The organism is Nocardia sp. NBC_01327, assembly GCF_035958815.1.
GTDB lineage: Bacteria > Actinomycetota > Actinomycetes > Mycobacteriales > Mycobacteriaceae > Nocardia.
On the sequence record NZ_CP108383.1, the window covers coordinates 2,594,951 to 2,611,778 of the forward strand.

The following is a 16,828-nucleotide window of genomic DNA, read 5'->3' on the forward strand; positions in this document are numbered from 1 at the left end:
TGTTGCGCTACATGCGCACTCCGGCGGGGACGCCGACGGTGATGTCGGCGGGTGGGAGCCAGAGGGTGGCTATGGTGCCGCCGCCGACGGCGGGTTCGATGGAGGCATTGCCGCCGTGGGTCTGGGCTACCCAGGCCACGAGGGCGAGGCCGATGCCATTGCGGCCGGAGCGGCCGGCGGCACCGCGGTCGAAGGGGCTGGCGGACATGACCGGGTCTACGCCGGGACCGTGGTCGCGGACGCTGACTCGGCCCTCGGCGATGTGGACTTCCACAGGGGCGGAACGGTTTACGGCGCCGTGGGTCAGGCCGTTCTCCAGCATGTTCCGGATGGCGAGGCCGAGGAGCTGGGGGTCGCCCACGACGACGGTGGGGTGGGCGGTGACGGTGATGCGGTCGTCGCCGGCTTCCTCGGCGACGGCCTCGGCCAGCTGGTCCAGGCGCAGCAGGGTGCGCTCGGGTTCGGCTATGCCGGTTTGCATTCGGGCGCGGGCGAGCAGGCCGGTGACGAGGCGGGCCATGCGATCGGCCAGTTTCCGGGCTTCGGCCAGAGTCTGTTGCACCTCTTCGGGTTTGGGCCGCGATTCGGTGAGCAGTTTCAAAGTGGTGAGGGGAGTGCGCAATTCGTGTGCGGCATCGCCGAGGAACTGTTCGTGCTCGTCGAGCAGGCGCAGGGCCTGGCGGAGACTGCGGCCGGAGAGCAGATAGGCGGCGGCGGTGGACAGCAGTACCAGCAGGCTGCCGCCGATCGCCAAGGCCCACACCAGCATTCGATGCTGACCGGGATTATCCATGGACTCGCCGCTGGCCAGGATGACCACGAAATTGTCCCAGTCCGTCCAGTACACCGGCGTTCCCGCCACCCGCACCTTCCGCCCGGTGATATCGGTCGAGGTATTGAGCATCGAGGCGTAGAGGTCGCCGTTGGAATGGTCCTCGGTTTGCGTGGCGAGAGTGGTGATCTCGGTATCGCTGGGCATGAGCGAGCGCAGATAGGTGTGCTCCTGCTTCCATGACTCACCCTGCTTGCGCACCAGCACGACCACCGCCGTCGGTCCCTTGGCCAGATCGTCGTCGATCACCGTGGACAGATCCAGCACATTCTTGTCATCGTGCTGGATGGCGCGCGCCAGTCCGCCCGCCACCTTCTCCACCTGACGGTCGGCTTCGATTGCGCGCGAGTGCGAATCGATGGTGGAGGCCACGAATCCGAGCGCCAGCACGGCCGTCGCGGTGATGACGGTGACCAGACCGGTCATCAGCCAGCGCGCCCGCCGCAGCCGGGCCACAGCGGGCAGCCGATGTGAACTCATACCGCTCCACCGATGAGAAACCCGGTGCCACGCACGGTTTCGATCACGCAGGGCTCACCGAGCTTGCGCCGCAACTTCGCCACGACGGCATCCACCACATTCGATGCGGGCTCGGCCATTTCGTCCCAGCAGCATTCGATGAGATCGGTGCGGGTCACCACGCTGCCGAGCCGCGTCGCCATGAGTTCCAGGACGGCGAATTCCTTGGGCGTCAGGGTCAGCATGATCCCGCCCCGCGTCACCCGCCGGCGCATGAGGTCGATATCGATGTCCGCCACCGCGATTCGCGAGGCGGTGGGCTGCTCCCGCCGCCGGCACAGGGCGCGCACCCGCATCACCAGTTCGGGCAGTGCGAACGGTTTGGTCAGATAGTCGTCGGCGCCCTGCTCGAATCCGGCGAGCCGATCATCGAGTCCGTCGCGGCCGGTCAGCATGAGCGCGGGCATGGTGTGCCCCGCGGTCCGGGCCCCGGCGACCAGATCCAGGCCGTCACCGTCGGGCAGGCCGCGATCGACGACCAGGCAGTCGTAGCGATTGATGGCGATCTTGAAATCGGCGTCGGCGATGTCGTACGCGAAGTCGACAGCAAACCCCGCCGATCGCAATCCGGCGGTTACCTCATGACTGAGTTGCTGATCGTCCTCCAACACCAAAACACGCACAGGGCCAGACAGTAAGGCATTCGGAACAGGCGCCCAACGCAGAGAACGCAGGTGGTCGCCGCGAAATGATCGGAAAATGATGGGTAAGGTCGTGAGGGTGAGCCGGACACCTACTTACCGAGGCTGAAATCGGTGCCGGGCATCTGCTCGGCAAACCGATCCGGGGCAGGCCGGCACGACCACTGCGACCTGCTGTGACCGATTGCACGACTGCGGATTTGCGGTCAACGGAGTGCCCGGCCCCACCCTTTTCGGCATTCTCGCAGGACAGTAGGAAGACACAAGGTCTTGTGCTGGCGGATGATCTCCGCCACCAGTAGTAGTGTTCAGGTGAAGGACTTCTGGAACGGGCCGGTGTGCTGGGAAGGGTGAGTGAACAGGCGTGAAACTGATCGATCGGGTATCCGCGATCAACTGGAACCGCGTGCTTGATGAGAAGGATGCGGAGGTCTGGGATCGACTCACCGGCAACTTCTGGTTGCCGGAAAAGGTGCCGGTGTCCAACGACATTCCGTCGTGGGCGACGCTGACCCCCAGCGAGAAGCAGCTGACCATGCGGGTCTTCACCGGCCTCACCCTGCTGGACACCATCCAGGGCACCGTCGGCGCGGTCAGCCTCATCCCGGATGCGCTGACCCCGCACGAAGAAGCGGTCTACACCAATATCGCCTTCATGGAGTCGGTGCACGCCAAGAGCTACAGCCAGATCTTCTCGACGCTGTGCTCCTCCAAGGAGATCGACGAAGCCTTCCGCTGGTCCGAGGAGAATCGGAACCTGCAGCGCAAGGCCGAGATCGTGCTCGGGTACTACAACGGCGAGGACCCGCTCAAGCGCAAGGTGGCCTCCACCCTGCTGGAGAGCTTCCTGTTCTACTCCGGCTTCTACCTGCCGATGCACTGGTCCTCGCGGGCCAAGCTCACCAATACCGCCGATATGATCCGCCTGATCATTCGCGATGAGGCCGTGCACGGCTACTACATCGGCTACAAGTACCAGAAGGGCCTCGAGCTCCGGTCCGAGGCCGAGCGCGACGAACTCAAGTCCTACACCTTCGAGCTGCTGTTCGAGCTGTACGAGAACGAGGTCGAGTACACCCAGGATCTCTACGACGAGGTCGGCCTGACCGAGGACGTCAAGAAGTTCCTGCGCTACAACGCCAACAAGGCCCTGATGAACCTCGGCTACGAGGGCCTGTTCCCCAAGGACGAGTGCGACGTCAACCCCGCCATCCTCTCGGCCCTCTCACCCAATGCCGACGAGAACCACGACTTCTTCTCCGGCTCGGGTTCCAGCTACGTCATCGGCAAGGCCGTCAACACCGAAGACGAAGACTGGGAGTTTTAGTCGCGGAGCTAATTTCGCTCTGTAGGTCATGAAAAACAAAGCCCGGCACTCCGATTCACGGATGCCGGGCTTTTGCATACGGCGGAGCGAAATCTAGCCCGTCACATATCCGTTGAGGGACTTGCGCATATCGTCGAGGAGGGCGCGGGCGGCGGTGATGCCGGAGCCGTGCCAGATGGTGTCCTCGACCACGAAATCGCGGTTGTCGCCGACGACGCTCAGGGATTTCCAATTGTCGCTGTGCATTACCGATTCGCCGTACTTCTGGCCGTCGGCGCCGTCGAACATGATGTAGACGATGTCGCCCTCGAGCTTGTTGCGGTCCGCCTCCGTGCCCAGGGTCGGCACATCGTACGAATCACCGCGCTGCGACTGCGGACGCTGTACGCCGGCATCGCCGAGCACCTGCCCGGCGAAGCTGTTACCGCCTTGCACCTGAATGGATTTCGCGTCGAAGCGCAGGATGGAGGCCTGAGAAAGGTTGGCCGCCTGCGAGTTTCCGGCATCGTGGGCCGCGGTGCGGTAGTCGTCGAGCGCCTTGGCGGCGGCGGTCTTGCGATCGAGCGCCTCGCCGATCGCGCTGAACTGCGCCTGCCAGCCATTGTCGGAGCCGACCAGCACGGTGGGTGCGATGGCCTTCATGGCGTCGTACTCGGGGCCGTCCGAGGCCGCGCCGATAATCAGATCCGGCTTCAGGTCAGCGATTTTCGCGGTATCGGGGCTGCCGACCGCGCCCACACCGGGAATGGCGGAGACGCCCGTGCCCAGGTAGGCGGGCTGCGGTGTCGGGCCGGAAATCGTTGCGGCGCCGACCACTCGCTCCCACAGACCCAGCGCGCAGACCCCGTCCAGCGCCGCGGTGGACAGCACCACCACGCGCTTCGCATCGGCCGGAACATCGGAGGTGCCCGCGGCGTGCGTGATCGTCCGGGTTCCGGAGGTCGCATCGGGGGAACTCGGCAGCGCGCACGCCGTCCGGGTATCGCGCTCCAGTCCCACCACGCCCGCGCCCGCGATGCTGGTGGTGGTCTTCACGATCGCGCTCTCGGCGTCGTCCGACCCTTTACTGCAGCCTGCGAGCAACCCCGCCGGTAGCACCGCCGCCGCGGCCAGAACCGCGCCCCAGGTGCGCAAACGCCGCGCGGGGGTGTGGGTGGAGGCGAACATGTTTCGGGTGGAAGCGGACTCGCGCACCGGCATGGCAGGCAGCGTACATCCGGCGACCGCGACACCCAATTACGACACAGAGTAGGAGCTGCCCGCGACCGGTGTGAGAGCACGGTTTACGATCCTTGGAGCGCTACGCCCCCCGTCGTTCGTCATGCGTCGAACCGGACGCCGGAGCACCGCGTACGAACGACCAGAAGGCACCTGTTCAGGAGGAAGAGTGACTGCCGTAGAGCCACAGCCAGTCCGTGAAGTGGAAGCGGCTCGGCCATACCCGCAACGTGTGGGTCCGAAGGGTTCGTTTATCTACAAGATGGTCACCACGACGGACCCGAAGGTTCTCGGCGTCATGTACCTCGTGACCGCCATGTCCTTCTTCCTCATCGGTGGCCTCATGGCCCTGCTGATGCGCGCCGAGCTCGCCCGACCGGGCATGCAGTTCCTGTCGCCGGAACAGTTCAACCAGCTGTTCACCATGCACGGCACGATCATGCTGCTCTTCTACGCCACCGCGATCGTGTTCGGCTTCGCCAACATCGTGCTGCCGCTGCAGATCGGCGCGCCGGACGTGGCATTCCCGCGACTGAACGCCTTCAGCTACTGGCTGTACCTGTTCGGCGGAACCATGGCCACCGCGGGCTTCGTGACCCCCGGCGGCGCGGCCGACTTCGGCTGGACCGCGTACACCCCGCTGTCGGACATCGTCCACAGCCCGGGCGTCGGCGCCGACCTGTGGATCCTGGGCCTGGCCGTTTCCGGTCTGGGCACCATCCTCGGTGGCGTCAATATGCTCACCACCGTGGTCTGCCTGCGCTGCCCCGGTATGACCATGTTCCGCATGCCGATCTTCACCTGGAACATCGCCGTCACCAGTGTGCTTGTGCTGCTGGCCTTCCCGCTGCTCACCGCGGCGCTGTTCGGCCTGGCGTACGACCGTCACCTGGGTGGTCATATCTATGACCCGGCGAACGGCGGTGCGCTGCTCTACCAGCACTTGTTCTGGTACTTCGGTCATCCAGAGGTGTACATCATCGCCTTGCCGTTCTTCGGCATCGTCTCGGAGATCTTCCCGGTCTTCAGCCGCAAGCCGATCTTCGGTTACACCACGCTGGTCTACGCCACGCTCGGTATCGCCGCGCTGTCCATCGCCGTGTGGGCGCACCACATGTACGCCACCGGCGCCGTGCTGCTGCCGTACTTCTCCTTCATGACGTTCCTCATCGCGGTTCCGACCGGCGTGAAGTTCTTCAACTGGATCGGCACCATGTGGCGAGGTCAGCTGACCTTCGAAACGCCCATGCTGTGGTCCATCGGCTTCCTGGTGACGTTCCTCTTCGGTGGTCTGTCCGGTGTCATCCTGGCCGCCCCGCCGATCGACTTCCACGTCTCCGATACGTACTTCGTGGTCGCGCACTTCCACTACGTGCTCTTCGGCACCATCGTGTTCGCCACCTTCGCGGGCATCTACTTCTGGTTCCCGAAGATCACCGGCCGCATGATGGACGAGCGCCTGGGCAAGTGGCACTTCTGGGCCACCTTCATCGGCTTCCACACCACATTCCTCGTCCAGCACTGGCTGGGCAACGAAGGTATGCCGCGCCGGTACGCCGACTACCTGCCGACCGACGGCTTCACGACCCTGAACACCATCTCCACGATCGGTGCCTTCATCCTGGGTTCGTCGATGCTGCCGTTCATCTGGAACGTCTTCAAGTCCTACCGCTACGGCGAGGTCGTGACCGTGGACGATCCGTGGGGCTACGGCAACTCCCTCGAGTGGGCGACGTCCTGCCCGCCGCCGCGGCACAACTTCTACGAGCTGCCGCGCATCCGCTCCGAGCGTCCCGCGTTCGAGCTGCACTACCCGCACATGGTCGAGCGCATGCGCGCCGAGGCCCATGTCGGCTGGGGCACCAAGTCCCACAATGTGACCGAGCTGGAGAAGGCTTCCCACTAGCCTGAACTGAGCGATACGAACGGCGGCTGTCCTACGACAGCCGCCGTTCGCGTATTCGGAGATCGCCGGGTCGGTGGCCGCGCTGGAATGGGAGCCGCCGTATCCGAAGGGGCCGCGGTCCTCCTGTGACGGCCGTGACGGCGGGCGGCGGGAACCGGGGGCGATTCGCCTGACAGAATGAGCACCGCCCCCATGCGCGGGTGGCCGGTGTTGCGAGGAACGGAGTCATGGATTGAGTACAAGCGCGGAGGGGCGGAGCGCTGACACGACGGTTCTGGTCACGGTCACTGGACCCGACAAACCGGGCGTGACGTCGGTACTCCTCGCGGCACTGTCCAATAACGCCGTCAGTCTGCTGGATGTCGAGCAGGTCGTGATTCGCGGACGCCTCACGCTGGGCGTGCTGGTGTCGTGTCCCACCGATCCCGAAGCGCTGCAGGATCAGCTCGAGGACGCCATGGCCAGCGTCGGCATGAATGTGGATGTGGAGATCGGCGCGGATTCCGTCGCGGGCGCACGCCTGTCCACGCATGCGATCGTGGTGCTGGGCAGTCCGGTCACCGCGCGCGCCTTCAGCGTCATGTCGCGCAAGCTTGCCGCGCAGCGGGTCAATATCGACTCCATTCGCGGTATCGCCGATTATCCGGTGACCGGTCTGGAGCTCATGGTCACCGTGCCGGACTCGGAGGTGGACACCGAGACCTCGCTGCGCACCATGCTGGCCGTGGTGGCCGCCAAGGAGAGCGTGGATATCGCGGTCGAGCGCGCGGGTCTGGCGCGCCGATCCAAGCGGCTCATCGTATTCGACGTGGACTCCACCCTCATTCAGGGCGAGGTCATCGAAATGCTGGCCGCGCACGCCGGTGTCGAGGACGAGGTGCGCGCGGTCACCGAGGCCGCCATGCGCGGTGAGATCGACTTCGCGGAATCGCTGCGCCAGCGCGTGGCCACCCTCGCGGGTCTGGACGCCTCCGTCATCGACGAGGTCGCCGAGCAGATCGAGCTGACCCCGGGCGCCCGCACCACCATTCGCACCCTGCGCCGCATCGGTTTCCGCTGCGGTGTGGTGTCCGGCGGCTTCCGCCAGGTCATCGAACCCCTCGCGCACGAACTGGAATTGGATTTCGTGCAGGCCAACACCCTCGAGGTGATCGACGGCAAACTCACCGGCCGCGTGGTCGGGGAGATCGTGGACCGGGCCGCGAAAGCCGTTGCGCTGCGCCGCTTCGCCGCCGAGACCGGGGTCGCCATGGAGCAGACCGTCGCGGTCGGCGATGGCGCGAACGATATCGACATGCTCAATGCGGCGGGTCTGGGCATCGCGTTCAATGCCAAGCCCGCACTGCGCGAAGTCGCCGATGCCGCACTCTCGCACCCGTTCCTGGATGCCGTGCTCTTCATCCTCGGCGTCACCCGCGCCGAACTCGAGGCCGCCGACGCCCGCGACGGTGGCATCCGCCGCGTCCCGCTGCCCCGCTAGTCCAGCGCCGCGAGCTCAGGTCCGGCCCTGCGCTGTTGTCCCGTTAGTCCGGCGGCGTGAGGTTGGGTTCGCTGCGTGCTGTTGTAGTCCGGCGGCGTGAGGTTGGGTTCGCTGCGTGCTGTTGTAGTCCGGCGGCGTGAGGCTGGGTTTGCAGCCTGCTGTTGTCGTCCGACAGCGCGAGCCTGGGTTTGCAGCGTGCTGTTGCCGACTCGGCGCGCGGGCCGGGCGCCTGCGCTGTCGGCGGCGCCGCCATCGGTAGCGTGGTCGGATACTTCGGCCACGACGATGGGAGGCTGTCCGTGCGGATGCGCACACCACTGGCGGTAGTGATGCTGGGTCTGGCGCTGGCCGGCTGCGGCAGCAGCAATCCGAACGAGGTCGCCGCGACCACCACCAGCTCCGTCGCCAACCCGGCGCCCGCCCCCGTCACCGTGGGTAAGGACTCCGACGGCAAAGACATCCCTTTGCAGGTCGGCCAGGGCCTCGAGGTGAAACTCGCGGCCAACCCCACCACCGGATTCGCCTGGCAGCTGGCCGAATTGGACCAGAACACCGTCAAGGAGAACGGCGGCGCGGAGTACCAGCAGGACCCGAGCCCCGAGGGTATGGCCGGCGTCGGCGGCCAGTCCACCTGGAAGTTCACCGCCACCGCCCCCGGCGCCACCCACCTGCTCCTCGAATACCGCCGCTCCTGGGAGCAGGGCGTGCCCCCAGCCGAAACCTTCGCCCTGAACCTCACCGTCAGCTGACCCCGCGCCATCCCGGCGTGCTTTCGGCCGGGATCCACTGAAACCCATGGCGCGCTGCCTGTGTGGATCCCGGCTAAACCGTGCAGGGATGACGAGAGCCCGTGCAGGGATGACGAGAGCCTGCGCAGGGAAGGCGAGAGCCTGTGCAGGGAAGGCGGGAGCTTTTGCCGGGGAAGGCGACAGCCCGTGCCGGGAAGGCGAGAGTCTCTGCCGGGGAAGGCGAGAGCCTGTGCAGGGAAGGTGAGAGCCTGTGCCGGGATGACGGCCGAGTGGGTTGACGGCGATCGTGTCGGCTCGGTGCGGCGGGCAGCTTTCGGGGTGTGGTTACGCTGGCTAAGAGTTATCGGGTGTGAGGAGTGATGCCGGTGTCAAGCGTTGAGTCCACCATCGATGCCGGGTTCGCGGCGCGGCATGCGGAGTTGGCGCGCGGGTACGGGGGTGGGGGAGACCCGGCGGATCCGGCGCTCGTGCAGGCCATGCAGATGGTGTTGCACATGCCGAAAGCCGATCCGCCGCTGCGCAATGCGCTGCTCGCCGCGGCGGCGACCGCGGTGGTCGCGCTGTGCCTGGACGAGCGGGTCGGACCCGAGGGGGAGTGGCAGGAGCGGTATCTCACCTGGAAGCGGTCGCGGATTCGCAAGGTGGCGCGGCGGGCGCGCGGTGCGCAGTGGCTGGCCGCACAGGAGGTCGACGGGGTGACCGTCGAATTCGCGGGCGCGCAGGCGCGGGCGCTGGTGCCGGGCCCGGTCGGCGATATCGATCCGCGAATAAAACGCCTCCAGATCAGCGGCACCGAATTAGCTTCCGAGGAACCGGAATTGATCACCCCCGGATTTCCGACGCTATGGGTCGATTCGAAATTGGGTATGACAGTAGGTAAGGCCGCCGCGCAGGTCGGGCATGCCAGCATGCTGTTGGCCGGTGCTATGCCGGTGCAGCAGGCGCACGCCTGGGCCGAGCGCGGTTTCCGATGCAACGTTGCCGAAGCCGATCGCGATCTTTGGGCAGAGCTACAGCAGAAGGTGGCCGAGGGAACGGCGGTCGCGGTCCGCGATGCCGGGTTCACCGAGGTGGCGCCCGGTTCGATGACTGTGATTGCGGTTCCGGCGCGTTGAAGGCCCAATGGATGGTGATGGGCTGCTGAACTAGGAGGGTGTCCACGCCGTGGACCGTTCGGTCGGTGCTGGCATATGTGTGCTGCGGGTATCGACTTCATCGGGCGGCAGGAGAAGGATTCGGTGCACGAGTTTCCGCGGGAGGAAACACGGATATGACTACAGTGCTGGTAATTCTCATCGTGTGGGTTGTGCTGTCGGTTCCGGCGGCGCTGCTGCTGGCGCGCATGTTCCGATCGGGCGGCGCCGCGAAACGCGGCCGCAAGGAGCCCGAGCTATCCCCGGGCGCGACGGAATTCGACCGTCACGCCGAGGAATTCACGCACGGACCGCGCGCCGGAGAAGGTGACACGCATCGCGTTTTTCCACCACGTTGACGCGTGAGTGGGGCGGTGGTCCAAGATGGACCCCGTGCCGCAACCGGATCCCGATCTGCTCATCGACTTCAACGATGTGACCGTCCGACGCTCGGGCCATACGCTCGTCGGCCCGGTCACCTGGCAGGTGGAACTCGACGAACGCTGGGTTGTGCTCGGCCCCAACGGCGCCGGCAAGACCTCCCTGCTGCGCATGGCCGCCGCGGAGATGTATCCGACGTCGGGTCAGGCCAATCTGCTCGGCGAGACGCTCGGCAAGGTCGATATCAACGAGTTGCGCCCGCGCATCGGAATCTCCTCCGCCGCGGTGGCCGGCCGCGTCCCGATCGACGAGAAGGTCGCCGATCTGGTGGTGTCGGCCGGTTATGCGGTCATGGGCCGCTGGCGTGAGCAGTACGACGAGATCGATACCGACCGTGCCGTGGACATTCTGGAAAGCCTGGGCGCCGAACATCTTTCCGATCGCACCTACGGCACGCTGTCGGAGGGTGAGCGCAAGCGGGTGCTGATCGCGCGGGCCCTCATGACCGATCCGGAACTGCTGCTGCTGGACGAGCCCGCGGCGGGCCTGGACCTGGGCGGCCGCGAGGAGCTGGTCGAGCGCCTCGGCGATCTGGCCGCGGATGCGGACGCCCCCGCGACCGTGCTGGTCACCCATCACGTGGAGGAGATCCCGCCCGGGTTCACCCACGGCCTGCTGCTCAATGAGGGCAGTGTGGTGGCGCAGGGCCTGCTCGAGGATGTCCTCACCGCCGAGAATCTGAGCGACGCGTTCCGGCAATCGATTGCGCTCGATCGCATCGACGGCCGCTATTTCGCGCGCCGCGCCCAGCGTTTCGGACGGCACCGCAACCGCTGATCAGATATCGCGACTGCTGAATTTCCGTATCCGCGCACGACTTCCGCGCGCTGCCGTTGCATCGTGTGTATTCGACGGGCAAACTATCGGCAACGCTGTCAGTATCGAACTGATCTGGCATGGAAGCGCAATAGCTGAGTATTTGTCGAATTTCGGCGAATATTCGGCATGGGGCGGTGGCGCGGGTGGTTCCACCGCGGACGGAGGGAGCAGGGGATGGGTCGCTTATCCGGTGTCGTGGCGCTCGTGGCCGTCGCACTGTCCGCAGCCGGTTGTGTCGCCGATCCGGCGCCGCCGCACAAGGTTTCGGCCTCCGAATCCGCCGTCGGGATGAGCGCCACCAGCCTGCCGGCGGATCTGCACGGCAAGAGCGTGCTGCTGAGCTACGACAGCGGTTCGGGCGGGACCGCGACCTTCGCCGACGACGGCCGCACCATCACGTATATCGCCGCCGATACCGGCCGCAAGACCACCTCGCCCGTTGTTGTCGAGCCACTCGATACCGGCGTCTTCCTGGTTACCTGGACCGATGAGGGCAGCGGCGCGGTGGTCAGTCAGGTGCAGGACTATCGCACCGGCAAGGTGCAGGGCACCTGGTCCCGTCATTCCGATGCCGCGGCGGCCCCGGCCATCGAAACTCGCACGGGTTCGGTTCACCTGGCGGACTGACAGTCCACCTGGCGGACTGACACCGCACCGGGTTCTGTCCCTGTGCCCTAGCAACCGTTAGGGTGCGAAATGTGAGTGAGACAGTTGCCCAGCCCGATTCCCAGCCTGCCTTCGCGCCCGTGAAGGACGCTTCCACGGTCATGCTGGTGCGCGACGGAGCGCGCGGGCCCGAGGTGTTCCTGCAGCGCCGCGTCGTCGAGATGGCCTTCGCGGCCGGAATGACGGTCTTCCCCGGCGGCGGCGTGGACCGCTCCGATGCCGCCGTCACCCTCGACTGGGCCGGACCCGAACCCGCCTGGTGGGCCGAGCGGTTCGGCACCGATGCCGCGCGCGCCCAGACCCTGGTCTGCGCCGCCGTCCGGGAAACCTTCGAGGAGTGCGGCGTCCTGCTCGCCGGTCCGACCGCCGATACCGTCGTCTCCGACACCTCGATCTACGCCGAGGCGCGCGGGCAGCTGGAACGCCGCGAACTGTCCTTCGCCGAATTCCTCACCCGCGAACACCTGGTCCTGCGTGCCGATCTGCTGCGCCCGTGGGACAACTGGATCACCCCCGAGGTCGAGCCGCGCCGCTACGACACCCGCTTCTTCGTCGCGGTGCTCCCGGAGGGTCAGCTCGCCGACGGCGCCACCTCCGAGGCCGATGTGGTCACCTGGTCCACCCCCGCCGAGGCGATCGCCCGCTGGCAGCAGGGCCTGGACGTACTGCTGCCCCCGACCTGGACCCAGCTCGACGCCCTCCGCGAATTCGGCTCGACCGCAGAGATTCTCGCGGCCACCCGCACCATCGACCCGATCATGCCCATCTACAACCCGGACGGTCACCCGGCCCTGGCCTTCCCCCTCGCCGACCGCTACTTCGCCGACCTCCCCAAGGATGCCCGCCTCCGCGGCTCCCAGCGTCCGGAGTAGCCGCCCACCGGGCTCCGAGGCGGCGCGTCCGCTCAGTTCCTGGCCCACCGCCTGCGAGATGTGCGGGACCGCCACCGGTCCGGGCGCGCGGAATGGACCTCCACCGGGGCCCTCGCTTCGCCGTCCAGGGTGGAGTCGCTGAAACCGGACGTGAAATCTGGTCCCGGCCGTGCACTGTCTGCCTAGCGAGCCGCCTTCTGTAGCAGGCTGTCCGCCGGGACCCGCTCGAACCACGGCCGGGCGCTTTCGATTTCGGCGGCCAGCTGCAGGAGCAGGTATTCGCTGGACGGCGGGCCCACGAACTGGGTGCCCAGGGGCAGGCCCGTCTCGGTCCAGTAGCTGGGGACGCTCATCGCCGGACGGCCGGTGATATTGGCCAGCTGGGTGAAGGGCACGGCCGACAGATTCGCGGTGATCAGGTCGACATAGAAGTCGGTGCGGGACAGCAGCTTTCCCGCGCCCAGCCGGAGCAGTGGCGGCAGCAGTGTGTCCGCGATGGCGGGCGTGCGGTTCTGGCCGATGCGCAGCGCCGGTTCGGCCAGGGTCGGGGTCAGCAGTAGGTCGTAGGTCGAGTGGAATTCGCCGAGTGATCGGGTGTAGGTGTTCCAGCGCCCGTGCGCCGTCATCAGATCCGTGGCGGGGACGGCGCGGCCGACCGCCGCGAGTACCTGGGTGTCGATATCGAAATCGGCGGGGGAGGCCCCCGTGATCCGGCAGGCCTGTGCGAGTTCGGTGGCCGCCGAGGCGGTCCAGACGGTCATGAAGTCCAGCGCCAGCTGCTTGCCGTCGATCACCGGTGCGGCGGGTTCGACTGTGTGACCGAGGCTTTCGAGCAGGTGAGCCATATCCTCGACCGCCCGCACCGCTTCGGGATCGACCGGTGTGCCCTGGGGGGACTCATGGGTGAAGCCGATCCGCAGCCGGCGCGGCAGCTCGGTGACGGCCTCGCGGAACGGGCGTTCGGGGCGCGCCACCATGAAGGGCCCGCCCGGGTCCGGCGGGCTCAGAATGTCGAGCATGACCGCGGTGTCGCGCACACTGCGGGAGATGACACCCTCCGACACCGCACCGAACAGCGGATCGCCGGACAGCGGTCCGCTCGAGACCAGCCCCCGGCCCGCCTTGAGTCCGAACAGGCCGGTGCAGCCGGCCGGGATTCGAATGGATCCGCCGCCATCGCTGGCGCCGGCGACGGGCACGATGCCCGCGGCGACCGCGGCCGCCGAACCGCCCGACGACCCGCCCGGGGTGCGGTTCGGATCCCACGGATTTCGAGTCGCCCCGAATGTCCGGGTCTCGGTGATCGCCTTGCTGCCGAATTCCGGTGTGGTCGTCTTACCGAAGATCACCAGACCGGCCTCGAGCCAGCGCTCGACGGCAGTGCTGTGCCGCTCGGCGCGCACCGCGCGCAGCGGTCCGGTGCCCCCGGAGGTCGGATAACCGGCGTAATCCTGGACGAGATCCTTGATGAGGAACGGCACGCCCGCGAGCGGTCCGGTGCCGGGCCGCTCGGCGAGTTCCTTGCCGACCTCCGGCATCAGCAGGCTCACGAGATCGAGCACCGGATCGACTTCGGCGCAGCGGTCGAGCGCGAGCTGCAGCAGTTCGGCCGCATGCACTTCGCCCCGGGCGACCAGCTCGGCCAATCCGACCGCGTCATGGGCGCGGTACTCGTCGAACCTCATCATTGCCTCCTCACGCCGGGTCACCGATTCGACCCGCACCTTCGAAGAATAGCCGTACCGATCGGTTACGTAACCGCTCGGAACGGTAAAATTTCGCCATGCGTGTACCCGATAAGCTGCCCGCGGTGACCGCGAAGAAGATCGACGGCCGAACGCTGCGCTTTCAGCATCGCCGTCCGGAGCTGCTGGCCGCCGCCACCGAATACGTGCTCGACAACGGCATTCACGATCTCTCCCTCCGCCCGGTCGCCCAGGCCCTCGGGGTCAGTCACGCCACGCTGATCCGGCACTTCGATACCAAGGATGCGCTGCTCGTCGAAATCCTGGACCGGATCCGGACCGATTTCGAGGAGCGACTGCTGTCGGAGGAGATTCGCCGCGTCGATTCGGCCGCCGACCTGCTGCGTGCCGCCTGGCGGCATCTGTGCCGGCCCCGTGAACAGCGCCAGTTCCTGATCCTGTTCGAACTGGTGGCCACCGCCGCCCGCACTCCCGACCACCCGGCGTCCCGGCTGGTCACCGACTGGCTCACGGTCATCGAGCGTGAGCTGGTGCGCTATCACTGGCCTGCCGAAACCACTTCCCGCACAGCCACTTTCATCCTCGCGCAGATCCGGGGTCTGCAGCTCGATCTCATCACCACCGGCGATCGCCGCCGCGTGGACGAGGCCTTCGAGACCACCGTCGAATTGCTGACCGGCGGGTAGTACGGGCAGCAGAGGTGTAGCCCCCTGCCGCATCCCGCTAGGGTGACGCCCGTGGCCGAATTCGTAACCGTGGACCGGGGTGTGGCGGAGGGCGTTGCCGTCCTCCGGATCGCTCGCCCGCCGATGAATCTGATCGATCTGCAGGTGGCCCTGGAGGTTCAGGCCGCCGCCGAGCAGATCGCGGCGGACCCGGCCATTGCGGCGGTGGTCGTCTACGGCGATGAGCGGGTGTTCTCGGCCGGTGATGAGATGGCCGAATTGGCGCGGTTCGGTCCCGAGCAGGCGCAGGCGGTGGTCGCGGATCTGCAGGCGGCCCTGAGCAGTCTGGCCAAGGTGCCGCAGCCGACCGTCGCGGCCATCAGCGGTTACGCGCTGGGCGCGGGACTGGAACTGGCGCTGGGCGCGGACCGTCGGATTATCGGCGACAACGTGAAACTGGGCCTGCCGCAGATCAAGGCCGGACTGATTCCGGTCGCCGGAATCCGCCGGCTGAGTCTGCTCGTCGGCCCCTCGCACGCGAAGGATCTGGTCTACAGCGGCCGCTTCGTGGATGCGAAGGAAGCCGCGAAGATCGGCCTGGTCGACGAGGTGGTCGCGCCCGACGATGTGTTCCAGGCGGCCCTGCGCTGGGCCCGGCAGTTCGCCGGCAGTCCGGCCCTCGCGCTCGCCGCGGCCAAGCGCGTCTTCGAGGCCGGGACGCACGGCCACGATCGCGCCCGCACCGAATGGGTCGCGCTGTTCGGCACCGAAGATCAGCAGGTTGGAACACGTTCTTATTTGGCGGACGGCCCGGGCTCGGCCCGATTCGTGGGCCGATAAGCGGCCCCACCGGGGCGTTCATTAGGCTGCCCTGTTATGACCGTTCGTCCTGAAGACCCCGCGCCCAACCCGCACGCCACCGAGGCGCAGGTCCAGGCCGCGTATTCCGACAACAAGCTCGCGCAGGTCCTCTACCACGACTGGGAAGCGGAGACCTACGACGACAAATGGTCCATCTCCTATGACGAGCGTTGTATCGAGTACGCGCGCGGTCGCTTCGACGCGGTGGTGCCGGATGCGCAGCTGCCGTACGAGCGGGCTCTCGAACTCGGTTGTGGCACCGGCTTCTTCCTGCTGAACCTCATGCAGGGTGGCGTTGCCAAGCGGGGTTCCGTCACGGACCTGTCCCCGGGCATGGTCAAGGTCGCCACCCGCAATGGCCAGAACCTGGGCCTGGATGTGGACGGCCGCGTCGCCGACGCCGAGACCATCCCGTACGAGGACGACACCTTCGACCTTGTTGTCGGTCACGCGGTGCTGCACCACATTCCCGATGTGGAACTGGCGCTCAAGGAATGCCTGCGCGTACTCAAGCCCGGCGGCCGTTTCGTCTTCGCCGGCGAACCGACCACCATCGGCAATATCTACGCGCGCCGCCTGGGCCAGGCCACCTGGAAGGTGACCACCGAGATCACCAAGCTGCCGTTCCTGTCCGATTGGCGTCGCCCGCAGTCGGAGCTGGACGAGTCCTCCCGCGCCGCCGCGCTCGAGGCCGTCGTGGATCTGCACACCTTCGATCCCTCCGACCTGGAGTCGATGGCTCGCAGTGCGGGCGCGGTCGAGGTCAAGGCCGAGACCGAGGAATTCGCCGCCGCTCTCTGGGGCTGGCCGGTGCGTACCTTCGAGGCCGCCGTGCCCGAGGAGAAGCTGACCGTCCGCTACCGGATGGCGCAGTACAAGGCGTGGCTGGGCCTGAGCTGGCTGGACGAGAAGGTCATGCGCCATGTCGTTCCGCGCCAGTTCTTCTACAACGCCATGATCACCGGCGTGAAGCCCGGCAATTCCGCCAAGTAA

Annotated in this window: 16 protein-coding genes; 12 read left to right on the forward strand and 4 right to left on the reverse strand. The window is 66.8% G+C overall.

What is annotated here, in order from left to right:
- Window positions 1–7: 7 nt before the first annotated feature.
- Both OG326_RS11365 and OG326_RS11370 read right to left on the reverse strand, forming a co-directional pair.
- Complete coding sequence (locus OG326_RS11365) at window positions 8–1,312, reverse strand: sensor histidine kinase (RefSeq protein ID WP_327144593.1); 1,305 nt, start codon at window positions 1,310–1,312, stop codon at window positions 8–10.
- The gene (locus OG326_RS11370) at window positions 1,309–1,974 is read right to left on the reverse strand and encodes a response regulator transcription factor (RefSeq protein ID WP_327144594.1); all 666 of its coding nucleotides are present in this window, start codon (window positions 1,972–1,974) and stop codon (window positions 1,309–1,311) included. The genes OG326_RS11365 and OG326_RS11370 overlap by 4 nt, the downstream gene beginning before the upstream one ends.
- A 382-nt stretch (window positions 1,975–2,356) precedes the next feature.
- On the opposite strand from OG326_RS11370, the gene nrdF reads away from it, so the two are divergent.
- Window positions 2,357–3,319 (forward strand): class 1b ribonucleoside-diphosphate reductase subunit beta, encoded by a 963-nt coding sequence (gene nrdF / locus OG326_RS11375; RefSeq protein ID WP_297621309.1) that lies wholly within the window; start codon window positions 2,357–2,359, stop codon window positions 3,317–3,319.
- 93 nt (window positions 3,320–3,412) lie between these two features.
- Here the strand turns inward: nrdF and OG326_RS11380 are convergent, their stop codons facing one another.
- Entirely contained in the window at window positions 3,413–4,519 is a 1,107-nt protein-coding gene (locus OG326_RS11380; RefSeq protein WP_327144595.1) for an ABC transporter substrate-binding protein, read from the reverse strand.
- A 187-nt stretch (window positions 4,520–4,706) separates the two neighbouring features.
- Here OG326_RS11380 and ctaD point away from each other — a divergent pair, with 187 nt between their 5' ends.
- The 8 genes from ctaD to OG326_RS11420 all read left to right on the forward strand — a co-directional run bounded on the left by ctaD (window position 4,707) and on the right by OG326_RS11420 (window position 12,603).
- Window positions 4,707–6,443 (forward strand): aa3-type cytochrome oxidase subunit I, encoded by a 1,737-nt coding sequence (gene ctaD, locus OG326_RS11385; RefSeq protein ID WP_327144596.1) that lies wholly within the window; start codon window positions 4,707–4,709, stop codon window positions 6,441–6,443.
- A gap of 232 nt (window positions 6,444–6,675) precedes the next feature.
- Entirely contained in the window at window positions 6,676–7,923 is a 1,248-nt protein-coding gene (gene serB, locus OG326_RS11390) for a phosphoserine phosphatase SerB (RefSeq protein WP_327144597.1), read from the forward strand.
- A 161-nt stretch (window positions 7,924–8,084) separates the two neighbouring features.
- The gene (locus OG326_RS11395) at window positions 8,085–8,672 is read left to right on the forward strand and encodes a protease inhibitor I42 family protein (protein ID WP_327144598.1); all 588 of its coding nucleotides are present in this window, start codon (window positions 8,085–8,087) and stop codon (window positions 8,670–8,672) included.
- 359 nt (window positions 8,673–9,031) lie between these two features.
- Entirely contained in the window at window positions 9,032–9,787 is a 756-nt protein-coding gene (locus OG326_RS11400) for an aminoacyl-tRNA hydrolase (RefSeq protein WP_442790944.1), read from the forward strand.
- Between the two features lie 155 nt (window positions 9,788–9,942).
- On the forward strand, window positions 9,943–10,164 hold the full coding sequence (locus OG326_RS11405) for a hypothetical protein (protein ID WP_327144600.1): 222 nt from the start codon (window positions 9,943–9,945) through the stop codon (window positions 10,162–10,164).
- A gap of 25 nt (window positions 10,165–10,189) precedes the next feature.
- Window positions 10,190–11,023, forward strand: coding sequence for an ABC transporter ATP-binding protein (locus OG326_RS11410; protein WP_327144601.1), 834 nt, complete (start codon window positions 10,190–10,192; stop codon window positions 11,021–11,023).
- Window positions 11,024–11,239: 216 nt separating this feature from the next.
- The gene (locus OG326_RS11415; protein WP_327144602.1) at window positions 11,240–11,692 is read left to right on the forward strand and encodes a MoaF-related domain-containing protein; all 453 of its coding nucleotides are present in this window, start codon (window positions 11,240–11,242) and stop codon (window positions 11,690–11,692) included.
- 140 nt (window positions 11,693–11,832) lie between these two features.
- Window positions 11,833–12,603, forward strand: coding sequence for an NUDIX hydrolase (locus OG326_RS11420; RefSeq protein WP_327146442.1), 771 nt, complete (start codon window positions 11,833–11,835; stop codon window positions 12,601–12,603).
- A 182-nt stretch (window positions 12,604–12,785) separates the two neighbouring features.
- Here the strand turns inward: OG326_RS11420 and OG326_RS11425 are convergent, their stop codons facing one another.
- The gene (locus tag OG326_RS11425; RefSeq protein WP_327144603.1) at window positions 12,786–14,288 is read right to left on the reverse strand and encodes an amidase; all 1,503 of its coding nucleotides are present in this window, start codon (window positions 14,286–14,288) and stop codon (window positions 12,786–12,788) included.
- 98 nt (window positions 14,289–14,386) lie between these two features.
- Here OG326_RS11425 and OG326_RS11430 point away from each other — a divergent pair, with 98 nt between their 5' ends.
- From OG326_RS11430 to OG326_RS11440, 3 genes are read left to right on the forward strand one after another with little or no spacing between them, the layout of a single operon-like run.
- Window positions 14,387–14,995: a TetR/AcrR family transcriptional regulator gene (locus OG326_RS11430; protein WP_327144604.1), complete on the forward strand. Its 609-nt coding sequence runs from the start codon at window positions 14,387–14,389 to the stop codon at window positions 14,993–14,995.
- Window positions 14,996–15,046: 51 nt separating this feature from the next.
- Window positions 15,047–15,814: an enoyl-CoA hydratase-related protein gene (locus OG326_RS11435; RefSeq protein WP_327144605.1), complete on the forward strand. Its 768-nt coding sequence runs from the start codon at window positions 15,047–15,049 to the stop codon at window positions 15,812–15,814.
- 36 nt (window positions 15,815–15,850) lie between these two features.
- A complete protein-coding gene (locus OG326_RS11440) occupies window positions 15,851–16,828 on the forward strand; it encodes a class I SAM-dependent methyltransferase (protein WP_327144606.1) in 978 nt (325 codons plus the stop codon).

Bases quoted from the DNA above. Each gene is read 5' to 3' on its own strand.
- OG326_RS11380 (WP_327144595.1), bottom strand. From the start codon at position 4,519: ATGCCGGTGCGCGAGTCCGCTTCCACCCGAAACATGTTCGCCTCCACC.
- OG326_RS11410 (WP_327144601.1), top strand. From the start codon at position 10,190: ATGGACCCCGTGCCGCAACCGGATCCCGATCTGCTCATCGACTTCAAC.
- OG326_RS11430 (WP_327144604.1), top strand. From the start codon at position 14,387: ATGCGTGTACCCGATAAGCTGCCCGCGGTGACCGCGAAGAAGATCGAC.
- OG326_RS11405 (WP_327144600.1), top strand. From the start codon at position 9,943: ATGACTACAGTGCTGGTAATTCTCATCGTGTGGGTTGTGCTGTCGGTT.
- OG326_RS11420 (WP_327146442.1), top strand. From the start codon at position 11,833: ATGCTGGTGCGCGACGGAGCGCGCGGGCCCGAGGTGTTCCTGCAGCGC.
- OG326_RS11440 (WP_327144606.1), top strand. From the start codon at position 15,851: ATGACCGTTCGTCCTGAAGACCCCGCGCCCAACCCGCACGCCACCGAG.
- OG326_RS11425 (WP_327144603.1), bottom strand. From the start codon at position 14,288: ATGAGGTTCGACGAGTACCGCGCCCATGACGCGGTCGGATTGGCCGAG.
- OG326_RS11415 (WP_327144602.1), top strand. From the start codon at position 11,240: ATGGGTCGCTTATCCGGTGTCGTGGCGCTCGTGGCCGTCGCACTGTCC.
- OG326_RS11400 (WP_442790944.1), top strand. From the start codon at position 9,032: ATGCCGGTGTCAAGCGTTGAGTCCACCATCGATGCCGGGTTCGCGGCG.
- OG326_RS11365 (WP_327144593.1), bottom strand. From the start codon at position 1,312: ATGAGTTCACATCGGCTGCCCGCTGTGGCCCGGCTGCGGCGGGCGCGC.